A 13,475-nucleotide genomic window follows, 5' to 3' on the forward strand; every position below is an offset into this window, starting at 1 on the left:
CTAGCATTGGTACATGACCATGAGGAGAACGAACGTCTACGCCGATCCGGACGACCTTGCCCTCATCAGGGAAGCCGCTCAACGCCGCGGCATTCCGGAAGCGGAGATCATCCGCGAGGGGATCCACTTGGCCGCCATGGCTAACCGGGTATGGGACGAGCCGCTCGACTGGCCCATGTTCAACGGCAGCGGTGAGATGGTGTCCAGCGAGACGGTTACGCGGGCGGTCGCCGAGGGAGCCGACGACAGGTGATCGTGATCGCCGATACCTCCGGAATCATCGCCGCTTCCGACCGGAACTCCGCCGAAGCCACCGACTGCCAAAGAGTTATGCGCGAGGCCGGGACCGTGGTCATTTCCCCTCTGGTCCTGGCGGAAATCGACCACATGGCCAAGGCAAGATTCGGTTCCGTCGCCCGGACCCGCCTGATCGCGTTCATCCTCGCGGAGGTCCGCCGGCTACGGTTCCAGGTTCCGGACGTCGACACCGGAATTCTCGACACGGCCCAGGCCGTTCAGCAGCGGTATGTTGACCTTGGCCTAGACCTGGCGGATGCGGTGAACGTGGCTCTGGCGGCCGAGTACCGAACCGATGCCGTGCTGACGCTGGATCGCCGTGATTTCCGAGCCGTGCGCCCTTTGACACCACACAAGGCATTCCGCGTGCTTCCCGACGACCTGTGAGGCCGCATGACCAGACGCGGCAACGGTGATGTCCCGCAGGTGGCAAATCCGAGGTTCCCGCAGAACACCCCGGGATCGTCCAGCCCCTTCGGCTACCGTGGGGGCACGACGATCAGGGAGGACCTGCGTGGGACAACGGCTGGTGCTGTGGGACATCGACAAGACGCTGCTGGACGTCGACGGATTCGGGTTCGAGGTGTTCTCGACCGCGTTCGCCCGGTTCAGCGGACTCAGCGACCACGTCGCCACCAGAGGCCCGGGCCGGACCGAGTGGCAGTGGTTCAGGGAGACCCTGGCGGCCAACGGCCTCTCCGAGCGTGACGGCGACTTCGCCCGGTTCCAGGAGATCAACGAGGCGGAGTTCGCCGCGCGCGGTGCCGAGATGCGGGAGCACGGCCGGGTGCTTCCCGGGGCCCGGGAGATCCTGGAGCGCTGTGCGGCCGCTCCCGACATCGTGTCCTCGCTGCTCACCGGCAACAGCCGGCACAACGCCGAGCACAAACTCCGGGTATTCGGGCTCGACCACCTCGTCGAGGCGGCGGTGGGCGGTTACGGCGACGACCATCCGGACCGTCCCGAGCTGGTAGGGGTGGCGCGGCGGCGGGTCTACGACGCCACCGGGGTGGCGTTCACGCCCGACACCACCGTGCTGGTGGGCGACAGCCCCAACGACGTGCGCGCGGCGGTCGAGGGCGGGGCCCGGATCGTCGCCGTGGCCACCGGCCTCAGCGACGCGGCCGCCCTGCGGGACGCCGGAGCGGCCACCGTGCTCACCGACCTCTCCGACACCGACGCCGTGCTGGAGCTGCTGCTCGGCTAGGCCGGATCGCCGCGCGGGGTCCGGTCAGTCGGCCCGGGCCGGGCGGCGGTGCCGCCGTGCCGCCGCCCACCGGCGGCGCAGGCCGGAGCCCAGCGCGAGCACGATCGGCGCCAGCCCCATCAGCGCGAGGATCCAGGAGGAGAGCCGCACCACGGGGTCCTGCCACCGGGCCTCGCCCGCGAAGTCCGCCGGGTCGGCGTCCGCCGCGGACCGCGGCGGCAGACCCATGAGAGCGGCGATCACCTCACCGGCGGCCAGCACCGCGACCAGCACGAGCAGCGCACCGCCGAGCAGCGACGGCCAGGAGGGACGCGACCGGACGGCGGCCTCGGCCGTGTCATCGGGTGCCGGCCGGCACACCGTGTTCTCCAGCGTCGTCATGCCCCTCCGATCCTCCCCACCGGTACCCGCTCGGCAGCGCGAACCGCTCCCGCGACGCTACTCACCGTAGTCGACCGTCGGCGCGCGGTGCGCGCCACGGCCGCACGGCGCGGCGCGCGCTAGCGGAACACCACCGTCTTCGCGCCGTTGAGCAGCACCCGGCGCTGCGCGTGCCAGTTCACGGCGCGCGACAGCGCCTGCGATTCCAGGTCGCGGCCGACCGCGGCCAGCTGCTCCGGGCTCTCGGTGTGGTCCACGCGCGCCACCTCCTGCTCGATGATGGGCCCCTCGTCGAGGTCGGCGGTGACGTAGTGCGCCGTCGCCCCGATGAGCTTCACCCCGCGCGCGTGCGCCTGGTGGTAGGGGCGGGCGCCCTTGAAGCTCGGCAGGAACGAGTGGTGGATGTTGATGATGCGGCCGGACATCTTGCCGCACAGGTCCTCGGAGAGCACCTGCATGTACCGGGCGAGGACCACGAGCTCCACGTCATAGGACTCCACCAGCTCCAGCAGGCGGGCCTCCTGGACCGGCTTGGTCTCGGGCGTGATCGGCAGGTGGTGGAAGTCCAGCTCGTAGGAGCGGGCGAGGAACTCCAGATCGGGGTGGTTGGACACCACCGCGACGATCTCCGCGTCGAGCAGCCCGCTGCGCCGCCGGTACAGCAGGTCGTTGAGGCAGTGCCCGAACCGGGAGACCATCACCAGGGTGCGCGGCCGGACGTCGCGCCGCCACAGCCCCCAGTCCATGCCGAAGTCGGCGGCCAGCCCCGCGAACGCGGCGCGCAGCTCGTCCTCGCCCGCCGACGCCGCCACGGCGAACTGGACGCGCATGAAGAAGCGCCCCGTGTAGGCGTCGCCGTACTGCTGGCTCTCGGTGATGTTGCAACCGTGCCCGGCGAGCAGGGTGGCGACCGCGGCGACGATCCCGCGGCCGTCGGGGCAGGACAGCGTCAGCACGTACTCGCGATCACTCATGGCGCAGGGCACTCCAGCGTTTCGGCACCGGGTCGGACTCCACCCCAGGTTAGCGGGGTCGGCGCCCTGGAACCGGCATCCGCGGAGCGCGCCGACTCCAGAGAATATGAATAATCTTCACGAAATGTGGGATGGTCCCCACATGACGACCGTTCGCGACCGCTACGACGCGGCGACCGCCGGGCTGCACCCTCCCTTCGCGATCGTCGACCTCCCCGCCTTCCACGCCAACGCCGCCGATCTCGTCCGCCGCGCCGCCGGCACCCCCGTCCGGGTCGCCAGCAAGTCCGTCCGCTGCCGGCACCTGCTCCGCGACGTCCTCGCCCGGCCCGGATTCGCCGGCATCCTCGCCCTCACCCTCCCCGAAGCCCTGTGGCTGGCCGGCCGCGACCCCGACGACGCCGCACCCGCGCCGGTCAGCGACGACATCCTCGTCGGCTACCCCACCGTCGACACCCGCGCCCTCGCCGCACTCGCCGCCGACCCCCGCGCCCTCGACGCCATCACCCTCATGGTCGACGACGTCGCCCACCTCGACCTCATCACCGCCGCCGCCCCCGACCCGGCCCGCCCCATCCGGGTGTGCCTCGACATCGACACCAGCTGGCAGCCCCTCGGCCCCCGGCTGCGGCTCGGCGCCCTGCGCTCCCCCATCCGCACCCCCGCCCAGGCCGCCGCGCTCGCCCGCGAGATCACCCGCCGCCCTCAACTGCGACTGGACGGCGTCATGGCGTACGAGGCGCAGATCGCCGGAATCGGCGACGCTCCCGCCGGCCGGCCGCTTTATGGCCGGGTGGTCCGCTGGACACAGCGGCGCTCCGCCACCGAACTCGCCCGCCGCCGCGCCGCCATCGTCGACGCCGTCCGCCAGGTCGCCGACCTCCGGTTCGTCAACGGCGGCGGCACCGGCAGCCTGCACCTGACCGCACGGGAACGCGCGATCACTGAAGTCGCCGCCGGCTCCGGGCTGTACCACCCACGGCTCTTCGACGACTACCGCGCGTTCACCGGACGGCCCGCCGCCCTCTTCGCGCTGCCGATCGTGCGCCGCCCCGGCCCGTCCGTCGCCACCGCGCTCGGCGGCGGCTACCCCGCCTCCGGCGCCCCCGGACCCGACCGGCTCCCCCAGCCCCACCTACCGCACGGACTCCGCTACAGCCCCACCGAGGGCGCCGGCGAGACCCAGACCCCACTGCGCGGGGCGGCGGCCGACACCCTCGCCGTCGGAGACCGGGTGTGGATGCGGCACGCCAAGGCCGGCGAGCTGTGCGAACGCTTCACCGAACTGCACCTCATCGACGGCGCACGGCTGGCGGCCACCGTGCCCACCTACCGCGGCGAGGGCCGCGCCTTCCTGTGACCCGTTCCCGCCCCGCCATCCGGCGCCCCGGCCCCGGACACGCCGGAGGGCATCGGGCGCGGCCTCCGCGCCTGATGCCCTCCGCGCACGTTCGGCGGACGTCCCGGTCAGCGCCGGCGACGCCGCCGCCAGAGCACCACCAAGCCGACCGCCACCACGACACCGACGCCCACACCGACCGCCACGGCCTCCGGCGGCAGCGACCGCCGCGCGCTGTACGTGGACACCACCTCGTCGTCGTGCTTCAACCGGACGCTGCCCTCCGGCGGCTCGACGACCTCGGAGTCCAGCCGCACGGCGCCGCCCGTCACCAGCGTGCGCGCCTCCTCCACGAGGTGGCCGCCGGCGTCGCGCAACTGCCGCAGCCCGCGGCGAGCCGCGTTCCTGGGATTCGTGCGGTCGGCGATCGCGTCCATACTCGACACCAGCCTGGCCTGAGTCCGCTCGATCTCGGCCTGCAAACTGGCCGGATCACGGCGCGCCCTGGCGGGGTCGCGTCCCTCCATAAAGCCGCTTCCTTCCGCTACTGCCGCAGAGTCGCCCGTGCGGAGCCGGCGGCCGATTCCGCGCCGGCCTCGTCGTCAGGCGAGCGCGTGAGCCTCAACGCGCCATCGATACCGTCCACAACCCGGAAGAAATCCCGCGTGGACAACCACAGTTTATAGACGATCGCGATTTCGAACGCGAGGAGCAGAGCCCCCACGATCACGGTGATCCAGACGATCGCGGTGCCCGACACCGCCGCTCCCGCCACCGGGGCCAGGATGAACACGGCCATCTGGAACTCGATGCCGCTCACCACGTGGGTGCGGATCCGCCGCGCACGCAGGAAGTCCCAGATGCGCTGGTACCACGGGAAGCGGGTCCGGAACTCCTGGTGCAGATCGATCCTGGGCAGCCGCACGTCCGGCTCCTTGCCGGCCTCGCGGTCGTACCGGTGCTCCCGCTCGGTCTGGGTCCGCAGGATCTGCTCCAGCACCGAGATGCCGTGCCGCAGCACCGCCTGCTCGCCCGTGTCGCTCATCGGCTGCCCGCCCGGCTCGGCCGGTTCCAGCATCGACAGCGTCGCCCGCGCGCGCTCCAGCGCTCCGGCGATGTGCGAACGCATCTCCCGGCGGGTCTTGTACACCTGCAGCGCGTTGAGGTAGCGCAGCATGTCGCAGAAGACCACCGCCAGCGCCAGCCACACGAACACCACCTCGCCGGTGAGCACGTACTGCCCGCCCATCAGCGCGATGGCGCACACCAGCACCCGGAACCGGTCGAAGACGTAGTCCATCCACGAGCCGAACAGCGTCTCGCGGTCGGTGAGCCGCGCCAGCTTGCCGTCCATGCAGTCCAGCAGGAAGCACAGGTAGTACAGCACCGCACCGCACAGCAGGAACGGCCACGACCCCATCGCGAAGCAGGCCGCCGCGCCCAGGCCGAACAGCAGCGCCGCGACGGTCAGCTGGTCGGGGGTGACCGAGGTGCGCGCGGCCGTGATCCGGACCAGTCGCAGCGCCAGCGGATCGACGGCCCACACCGTCCACCAGGAGTCACGCGCCTTGCAGGTGCGCTCTCTGACCTCTTCCAGGGTGAAACCGGCCATCGCTGCTGAACTCCCAAAGACGAAGCGAGGGTGTGCTCCGGCCCAGCGGGGCGGTCGTCCGGCAGGACGCGGGTCACGCTCCCGATCCGCCCGCATGAACTTGGTCAACAATAGGTGATGAACCGGTAAGCCGCGCGCCGCCCCGGCCAACGGCGCGTTCGGGCGACCGCCGTTTCCGCACGCCCAGCGGCGCGGCGGGCCCTCCCTCCGCGCCGGATCCGCCGATCACCCCCGCGAGGCGACGCCGTTTCGTTCCGCGATCGTGACCGGCTCCGACCCGGAGGCCGCACCCGCGGCCGGACGCGCCGCCGTGGCCGGCACCTCCCCGGCCTCCTCGGCCGCGTCCGCCGGCCGGCCCTCCGGCGCCGCCTGCGGCACCGCCGCCTGGATCCCGGCCAGCACCCGCGTGTACTCGCGGGTGGACAGCCACAGCTTGTAGATCAGCAGCAGCTCGAACGTGAGCATCAGCGCGCCGGACACCGCGATCGCCGCCAGCATCACCCAGGGAGAACCGGTCACCGCCCCGGCGAGCGGCGCCACGATGAACGTCCCCATCTGGAACTCGATCCCGCTGACCAGGTGCGGCCGGATCCGGCGCGCCCGCAGCGCGTCCCGGAACCGGATGTACCACGGGAAGTAGGTGTGGAACCGGCGCTGCAATTCGGTGGCCTGCACCTCGCGGGCCCGGCGGCCCGCGGTCGGGGCCTCCTTGCCCGTCTCCGCACCGTCGGCCTCGTCCCCGTCGGCCTCGTCCTCGGCCTCGGCGGCGGCGAGCGCCGCCTCGTCGACCACCGGCACCGTGGCCCGCGGTCCCGGAACCACGGCCGCCGGCGCGGAGTCCGCTTCCGGCCGAACCACGTCCTCGGCCGCACGCGGCCGCAGCTCCACCACCTCGTCCAGCTGCTGGTCGGCGGACAGGCTGCGGCTGAGCCGGTCGCCGGCCGCCATCGCCGACGCCGCCCGCTCACTGCGCCCGCCGCCCACGGCCGCCTCCACCGCGTCCGCCTCACGGATCGCCCGGGTCAGATTGCGGCGCATGCTGCGGCGCACCTTGGCCATCTGCGGCGAGTTCAGGTACCGGAACATGTCGGTGAACACGATCGCCATGGCGAACCAGACGAATATCTGGTCGCCGGTCGCCGCGAACTGGCCGCCCATCAGCGCGACCGCGCAGACCAGCACCCGCAGCCGGTCGAACACGTAGTCCAGCCAGCTGCCGAACACCGAGCCGTTGCCCTTCAGGCGGGCGATCTTGCCGTCCATGCAGTCCAGCACGAAGCTGAGATGGAACAGCAACGCACCGGCCACCAGCCACACCGGCTCCGCCATCGCGAAGCAGCCGGCGGCGCCACCGCCCAGCACCAGGGCGGCGATCGTCAGCTGATTCGGGGTGATGGACGTCCGGTTCGCCGTGAACCGCACCAGCCGCGCGGCCAGTGGATCCACCAACAGCACGGTCCACCAGGAGTCGCGAGGCTTGTACGTCTGTTCTCTGACGTCGTGCAGGGTGAAGCGTGACATGCCGGAGCCTCCAGGGATGAAAAGCCATCTCTGGCCTCGGAGACGAGGATGCGGGTCGCCTCACGCGCTCTCGGGGAGCGCCAGGCCGATTCGTGTCGGTTCGGCGAACACGGAGTGAACCGTGAGCGAACCCACGGCGACGTGCTCGTCTGGTGGCAGTTGGACGCCGCACCCGCGGATCAGGTTGTCCCGGCCACTCAGATTCCGGGCAGAACCCACAATAAGCTGGGACTTCGTGCGCAGGCGGGACGCCTCGCCGAAGCCCGCCGATACCGGAAAGGTAAAAGAACGTGAGCGAGTCCACCGCCCGGCTGCAGCCGGGCGACACCGCCCCCGAGTTCACCCTCGACGACGCCGACGGCAAGCCCGTCGCGCTGCGGCAGGTCCTCGCCGCCGCCGGTGACAGCGTCGTGCTGTACTTCTACCCGGCCGCCATGACCCCCGGGTGCACGACGCAGGCCTGCGACTTCCGCGACAACCTGCACGCGTTCCAGGGCGCGGGCATCACGGTGCTCGGCGTCTCCCCCGACCCCGTCGACAAGCTCGCCGCCTTCCGCGACAAGGAAGGACTCACCTTCCCGCTGCTCAGCGACCCCGACCGCAAGGTGCTCACCGCCTACGGCGCCTACGGGGAGAAGAAGAACTACGGCCGGATCGTGCAGGGCGTCATCCGGTCCACCATCGTGATCGGCGCCGACGGCACCGTACGCCGCGCCTTCTACAACGTGAAGGCCACCGGGCACGTCGACCGGATCAGGCGCGAACTCGGGCTGTGATCGCACCGGGCCGGGCACCCGCACTGCCCGGCCCGGCCGGCGCGTCCCGGCTTCGCGGAGACCCGACCCGCTAGGATGGGGCGCCGGCCGGCCCGGAACGGCGGAACTTGCGTTCCCCCGCCGGTGCTGCCACGCTCTGGAGACGTCCGGGCGGGACCGCCCAGGGGCCGTAGCCCAACGGCAGGAGGCACACGATTTAGGTTCGTGACAGTGCGAGTTCGAATCTCGCCGGCCCCACACGGACGAAGGCGCGGGGACACCCCCGCGCCTTCACGCCGTTCACCCGCCCTGGGGCGGCCACGCGGCCGCCTCCGTCACCGGAACAGCAGCGCCCACAGCACCACGGCGAGCAGCACGAGCACGCCCGCGGCCACGCCGATGATCGCGGCGGTCGGCCGCCGATTCCGGTGCTTCCCCGAACTCGTCAGCCCCAGGGTGTCGGTGGACTCCCGGATCGACGTCAGCAGCGCGCTCACCGACTCCGGCCGGTGCCGCTGGATCGCGTCGTGCAGCGAGGACATGGACTCCGACACCGACTCCTGCAGCGAGTTGCGCAGCACGTGCGCGCCCGCCCGGAAATGCTCCCGCGCCAGCTCCCGGGCCGCCGGACCCTCCGCGGCCGCCTCCCGGGACTCGGCCGCGCTGCGCGCCGCCGTCTCCGGGCTGGTCTCCGGAGCGTAGGGCGCCAGCGCCGCGATCCGCAGCATCTTCGTGGCGTTCTCGGCGGTGAGCCGCTCCTCCGGCCGGACGTGCAGCAGACCGGCCAGCACCGGCGCGAGCGGTCCCGCGCTCTCCGCCGGCGGCGGTTCCTCCAGGTCGTCGCCGCGCAGAATCGCGATGTAGCCCTTGCGGTTGTACGGCGGATGGCCCTCGACCGCGGAGTACAGCGTCGCGCCGAGCGACCACAGGTCCGAGGCCGGTCCCACCGGCCCCGCCTTCGCCCGCTCCGGCGGAATGTAGGAGGGCGAGCCGACGATCCGGCCGGACGTGGTCAGCGCGGACTCGCCGGTCCACGCGGCCAGGCCGAAGTCGGTGAGCACCACCCGGCCGTCCTCGCTGATCATCACGTTGTCGGGCTTGACGTCCCGGTGGATGATGCCCTCGTCATGGGCGGCCTTGAGCGCGCTGATCAGCTGCAGGCCGATCTCCGCCACCCGCTGGTAGGGCAGCGGCCCGGCGAGCTGGATGATCTCGGCCAGCGTGCGCGCGACCACCAGTTCCATGACGATCCACGGACGGCCGTCCTCGTTCGCGACGTCCAGGACGGTCACGACGTTCGGATGCGTGAGCCGGGCCGCGACCCGCGCCTCACGCGTGGTGCGGCGCAGCAGCGAGTTGCGCTCCGCCTCGCTCAGGTCGGCGGGCAGCCGAAGCTCCTTGACCGCCACCTCACGGTCGAGGACCAGGTCCCGGGCCCGCCACACGGTTCCGACACCGCCGCGCGCGATCGGCTCCTGGAGGTGGTACCGGCCGGCCAGGACGCGCTCGTCCGTACCGGCTTCGGGGGTCGAGGGGCTCGCGGCGTCGAGCGGCGACGAGGGGTCCCGCTCTGCGTGGGGCTTTTCGATGGAGGACACGGGCTTCTAAAGCGTCAGATCACGGGGCACGGTGGCCTCCTGCGGACTCTTACGGTGGCGGTCTCGTCGGAGATGGGACGGATCCCTCGTTATATCAGGTGCACAGGACATTAGAGCAGGTGGTCGCGCGGACACCGTCGGCCGGGTGCGGATTCGGTCATGTCCCCCCGGCGCGCCTAACACGCCGTGCCGCGCTTCGCTGCCCCTGTCCTACCCCGGGGGCCGGCGAACACGCGCCCGCCGGTCCCCGGTCCGGCCGTGGGTCAGGTCCAGAGCGTCTCCGGGTCCCGGACCTCGACGGGCCCGAACCCGGTCTCCTCCAGCGAGCCCCGCAGCTGCTCGGCGTCGCCGGCCACGATGACGACCGACTCCCGCGGGCGCAGGTACTCACGGGCGGCCTGGTGCAGGTCCTCCGCGGTCACCCGCTCGAAGCCGGCGCGCAGCCGGTCGACGTGGTCCTCCGGCAGGTCGTGCACGACCATCTCCACCAGCGCCGCCGCCAGGCTGCGCGCGGTGGAGTAGGTGACCGGCAGGCCGACCGTGTTCGACTCCCGCACCGCGTCGAGCTCGCCCTCGGTCACGCCGTCGGCCTGCAGCCGCTCGATCTCGGCGAGCGTGGCGGTGATCGAGTGCGCCGTCGTCGGCGCCTCCACCTGGGTGCTGATCAGGAAAACCCCGCTGTCCCGGCGCAGGTCGAACCGGCATCCCACGCCGTAGGTGTAGCCGAGCCGCTCGCGCAGCTCCATGTTGAGCCGCGACGTGAACATGCCGCCCAGCACGTCGCTCATCCCCTCGGCCCGCGGCAGGTCGATCTCCGCGCGCGAGGGCGCCCGGTGCGCGAACACCAGCGCCGACTGCACCGAACCCGGACGGTCCAGGACGAGGATCCGCGGCAGCTCCCCCGGGGCCGACTCCGGCGCGGTGACCGGCCGTTCCGGCCCCGCCGCGGCGTCGCCGAACACCGTCTTGCCGAGTTCCGTGACGTCGACATCGCTGAGGTCGCCCACCACGATGAGCGTCCCGGCGACGGACGCGATCGCCTCCCGGTGGAACTCCGAGACGAGCTCCGGGGTGACCTCCTGCAACCGGGCCGGCCCGCCGCTCAGCGGAGTGGCGTAGCGGCCGGTGAACAGCTGAGCGCCGATGCTGCGGGCGGCCAGCGTGGAGGCGACCGACGCCTCCAGCCAGAACCGCTCCACGAGCTGGTCGCGGCGGCGCAGCACGTCCTCCGGACGCAGCGCCGGAGTGCGCACGGCCTCGGCGAGCAACGCCGTGGCGTCCACAACGCGGTTCGCGGGCGCGTCCACGCCGGTCACGAAACTGTCCCAGGAAACGCGGGACACCCACTCCGCGCCGTGCCGCTCCAGCGCCGGGGCCAGCGAACTGTTCCCCCGGACGCCGTCCTCCAGCGCCTCGTTGGTGAGGCCGGCCACCCCCATGCGATCCAGCGGCTCGGCGGCGCCCCCGGCGGGCTGGACCAGCCGGACGGCCACGTAGGGCTGGCCGGGAACGTCGATGGCGACGACGGTGCCGTTGCCGACCCGCAGCCGGTTCGGCTTCGGGAACGTGTACGGCTTCGGGGCACCGAGCGTGGGTCGGAGCTGCAGCTTACTCAAAGCGACTCTTCCTCTGCGTCAGGATGCGCGGGCCGCGGCGGAGACACCGGTCCGCGCGGAACGACGGGGTGGGCGGTCGTCGGACCGTGGACGGGGCGCGGGGCGCCCGGGAGACCGCCGGCTCAGGACGCGCCCGTCGGGTCACCGGCGTCCGCAGCGTCGTGTTCGACACCGGTCTCGTCCCCGAGGCCGGTTCCGGCCTCCGGCACCGCCTCGGCCGACGGCCGCTCGCCGGGCTCGAACCGCACGACCAGCCGGTTCTCGGCGGTGAGCAGCCGCTTGGCGTGGGCCACGACGTCGTCGGCGGTGATGTCGGCCCACCGCTGCGGCCACGTGTAGGCCAGTTCCGGGTCGCCGAACAGCTGCGTGCAGCTGCTCAGCGTGTCGGCCAGCCCGGACGGGGTGGAGATGGACTGGAGGTGGTCCCGCTCCAGGACGGCGCGCGCCCGGTCCAGTTCCTCCTCGGTGATCCCATCGGCGAGCGCGGCGACCTCCGCCAGGATGGCCGCCTCCAGCTCGTCGCCGCTGACGTTCTCGCGCGCGATCATGCTGACGAGCACCAGGCTCGGCGTGTACCGGAACGCGAGCAGGTCGGCGGCCGATCCGCCGTCGTCGGCGGCGAGCCCGCGCTCCACCACGAGCCGCTGGTAGAGGCGGCTGCCCTGCCCCTGGCCGAGCACGGCCGAGGCGAGGTGCATGATGTCGAACTCCCGGCTCCCGTACGGGCCGACGCGGAAGCCCAGGAACACCGCGGGCGCCGGAACGTTCTCGACCACGGTCTCGGCGACCGGCCCCCCGATGGGACCGTCCAGCGCCGCGTCCGGGGCCTCTGCGACGGTCTCGCGCGGGTCGATGCCGCCGAAGTAGCGCCGCACCCGCTCGTGGACGTCCTCGGGAGCGAGGTCGCTCACGACGGTGAGCACGAGATTGTCCGGGCCGTAGTGCCGACGGTGGAACGACAGCACGAAGTCGAGGTCCGCGGCGTCGAGATCGGCCATGGAACCGATGGTCGGGTGGTGGTAGGGGTGCCCCTCCGGGTACCCCAGCCGCAGGATGCGCTCCAGCGCGGTGCCGTACGGGACGTTGTCGTACCGCTGGCGGCGCTCGTTCTTGACGACGTCCCGCTGGTTGTCGAGCACCTCTTGGCTCATCCCATCGCGCAACGTGGCGAGCCGGTCGGCCTCCAGCCACAGCGCCAGGTCCAGAGCGTGCTCCGGCACGGTCTCGAAGTAGTTGGTGCGGTCGGTGGACGTGGAGGCGTTGATGTCGCCGCCGAGCCGCTCCACCGCCTCGAAGTGCTCGCCCTTGGCGACGTTGCCGCTCCCCTGGAACATCAGGTGCTCGAACAGATGCGCGAACCCCGTCCGGCCCGGCACCTCGTGCCGCGAGCCGACCCCGTACCACAGGTTGACCGCCGCCACCTGCCCGGTGGCGGCCGGAGCGGTCACCAACCGGAGCCCGTTGTCCAACGTGAATTGGCCGATCTGCCGCGCCGCGCCAATGGTCGTCACCAGTTCATGCACCCCTTGCTGCCGGAACCCGTCCGTCGTCCTGCACCGAGCCTATGGCCTCAGCCGAGTGGGCGCGTACAGCACGAACTCACGGACTACGACGGTATGCGAGGATCCCGCCGAGCGTCGCGGCAACCGGGAATTCGGAGTGGCGTCGTGTGGGTGGTACCAGCGAAGGCGATACTTCCGGTTTTCCGCGCTTGCCGCTGTTTGCCGCTATCCGCCGACGGACCCGCGTATGCGCGCGACGTGGTCCTGGACACGGTCCAACGAGTGGGTGGCCAGCCCCCGGACAGGGCGGGGCACACCCACCCCCCAACACAACAAAAAAAGGGGCCGCCCCACAAGGGGCGACCCCAAAAAGATGTCCGGCGGCGACCTACTCTCCCACCCAACAGGGCAGTACCATCAGCGCTGAGAAGCTTAACGACCGGGTTCGAAATGGGACCGGGTATTTCCCTCTCGCCAAAACCGCCGTAACCCTAACCCCCCAACAAAAAACCCTCGGGGGAAAAACCAAGAAACGCGGAACAAACAGTGTGCGCGAACACCCAGCATCCATGGCGGACAAGCCCTCGGCCGATTAGTACCGGTCAGCTCCACACCTCACAGTGCTTCCACACCCAGCCTATCAACCCAGTCATCCACTGGAAACCTTACCCAC

13 protein-coding genes, 1 tRNA gene and 2 rRNA genes are annotated in these 13,475 nt (G+C 71.7%); 6 read left to right on the plus strand and 10 right to left on the minus strand.

Annotated elements, in window-relative coordinates; genetic code table 11:
- Positions 1-13: 13 nt before the first annotated feature.
- From ACFQRF_RS19860 to ACFQRF_RS19870, 3 genes are all read left to right on the plus strand, one after another.
- Positions 14-253 carry a ribbon-helix-helix domain-containing protein gene (locus ACFQRF_RS19860; protein ID WP_379872635.1) on the plus strand — a complete coding sequence of 80 codons (240 nt, stop codon included), beginning with the start codon at positions 14-16 and terminating at the stop codon, positions 251-253.
- Positions 250-684 carry a type II toxin-antitoxin system VapC family toxin gene (locus ACFQRF_RS19865; RefSeq protein WP_379872636.1) on the plus strand — a complete coding sequence of 145 codons (435 nt, stop codon included), beginning with the start codon at positions 250-252 and terminating at the stop codon, positions 682-684. Before ACFQRF_RS19860 ends, ACFQRF_RS19865 begins: the two co-directional genes overlap by 4 nt.
- Before the next feature lie 127 nt (positions 685-811).
- Entirely contained in the window at positions 812-1,504 is a 693-nt protein-coding gene (locus tag ACFQRF_RS19870) for an HAD family hydrolase (protein ID WP_379872637.1), read from the plus strand.
- A gap of 24 nt (positions 1,505-1,528) precedes the next feature.
- On the opposite strand, the gene ACFQRF_RS19875 is transcribed toward ACFQRF_RS19870, so the two are convergent.
- Positions 1,529-1,885 (minus strand): hypothetical protein, encoded by a 357-nt coding sequence (locus ACFQRF_RS19875; RefSeq protein ID WP_379872638.1) that lies wholly within the window; start codon positions 1,883-1,885, stop codon positions 1,529-1,531.
- Positions 1,886-2,004: 119 nt separating this feature from the next.
- Positions 2,005-2,859 (minus strand): formyltetrahydrofolate deformylase, encoded by an 855-nt coding sequence (gene purU, locus ACFQRF_RS19880; protein ID WP_379872639.1) that lies wholly within the window; start codon positions 2,857-2,859, stop codon positions 2,005-2,007.
- 142 nt (positions 2,860-3,001) lie between these two features.
- Between purU and ACFQRF_RS19885 the strand changes: the two genes are divergently transcribed.
- Complete coding sequence (locus ACFQRF_RS19885; RefSeq protein WP_379872640.1) at positions 3,002-4,219, plus strand: amino acid deaminase/aldolase; 1,218 nt, start codon at positions 3,002-3,004, stop codon at positions 4,217-4,219.
- 107 nt (positions 4,220-4,326) lie between these two features.
- Here the strand turns inward: ACFQRF_RS19885 and ACFQRF_RS19890 are convergent, their stop codons facing one another.
- The 3 genes from ACFQRF_RS19890 to ACFQRF_RS19900 form a co-directional block, all read right to left on the minus strand.
- On the minus strand, positions 4,327-4,725 hold the full coding sequence (locus ACFQRF_RS19890; RefSeq protein WP_379872641.1) for a DUF3618 domain-containing protein: 399 nt from the start codon (positions 4,723-4,725) through the stop codon (positions 4,327-4,329).
- A 17-nt stretch (positions 4,726-4,742) separates the two neighbouring features.
- Positions 4,743-5,810 carry a CDP-alcohol phosphatidyltransferase family protein gene (locus ACFQRF_RS19895; protein ID WP_379872642.1) on the minus strand — a complete coding sequence of 356 codons (1,068 nt, stop codon included), beginning with the start codon at positions 5,808-5,810 and terminating at the stop codon, positions 4,743-4,745.
- Between the two features lie 225 nt (positions 5,811-6,035).
- Positions 6,036-7,331 (minus strand): CDP-alcohol phosphatidyltransferase family protein, encoded by a 1,296-nt coding sequence (locus ACFQRF_RS19900; protein ID WP_379872643.1) that lies wholly within the window; start codon positions 7,329-7,331, stop codon positions 6,036-6,038.
- 290 nt (positions 7,332-7,621) lie between these two features.
- On the opposite strand from ACFQRF_RS19900, the gene bcp reads away from it, so the two are divergent.
- Positions 7,622-8,107 carry a thioredoxin-dependent thiol peroxidase gene (bcp, locus tag ACFQRF_RS19905; protein WP_379872644.1) on the plus strand — a complete coding sequence of 162 codons (486 nt, stop codon included), beginning with the start codon at positions 7,622-7,624 and terminating at the stop codon, positions 8,105-8,107.
- 163 nt (positions 8,108-8,270) lie between these two features.
- Positions 8,271-8,344 (plus strand) — tRNA-Leu (locus ACFQRF_RS19910).
- A gap of 77 nt (positions 8,345-8,421) precedes the next feature.
- On the opposite strand, the gene ACFQRF_RS19915 is transcribed toward ACFQRF_RS19910, so the two are convergent.
- From ACFQRF_RS19915 to ACFQRF_RS19935, 5 genes are all read right to left on the minus strand, one after another.
- A complete protein-coding gene (locus tag ACFQRF_RS19915) occupies positions 8,422-9,684 on the minus strand; it encodes a serine/threonine-protein kinase (protein ID WP_379872645.1) in 1,263 nt (420 codons plus the stop codon).
- A gap of 263 nt (positions 9,685-9,947) precedes the next feature.
- On the minus strand, positions 9,948-11,300 hold the full coding sequence (locus tag ACFQRF_RS19920; protein ID WP_379872646.1) for a M16 family metallopeptidase: 1,353 nt from the start codon (positions 11,298-11,300) through the stop codon (positions 9,948-9,950).
- A 122-nt stretch (positions 11,301-11,422) separates the two neighbouring features.
- A complete protein-coding gene (locus ACFQRF_RS19925; protein WP_379872647.1) occupies positions 11,423-12,811 on the minus strand; it encodes a M16 family metallopeptidase in 1,389 nt (462 codons plus the stop codon).
- 366 nt (positions 12,812-13,177) lie between these two features.
- Positions 13,178-13,290, minus strand: a 5S ribosomal RNA gene (gene rrf / locus ACFQRF_RS19930).
- Between the two features lie 84 nt (positions 13,291-13,374).
- Positions 13,375-13,475 (minus strand): 23S ribosomal RNA (locus tag ACFQRF_RS19935); the annotation flags it as partial.

It is taken from the genome of Marinactinospora rubrisoli (assembly GCF_042664915.1).
GTDB lineage: Bacteria > Actinomycetota > Actinomycetes > Streptosporangiales > Streptosporangiaceae > Marinitenerispora > Marinitenerispora rubrisoli.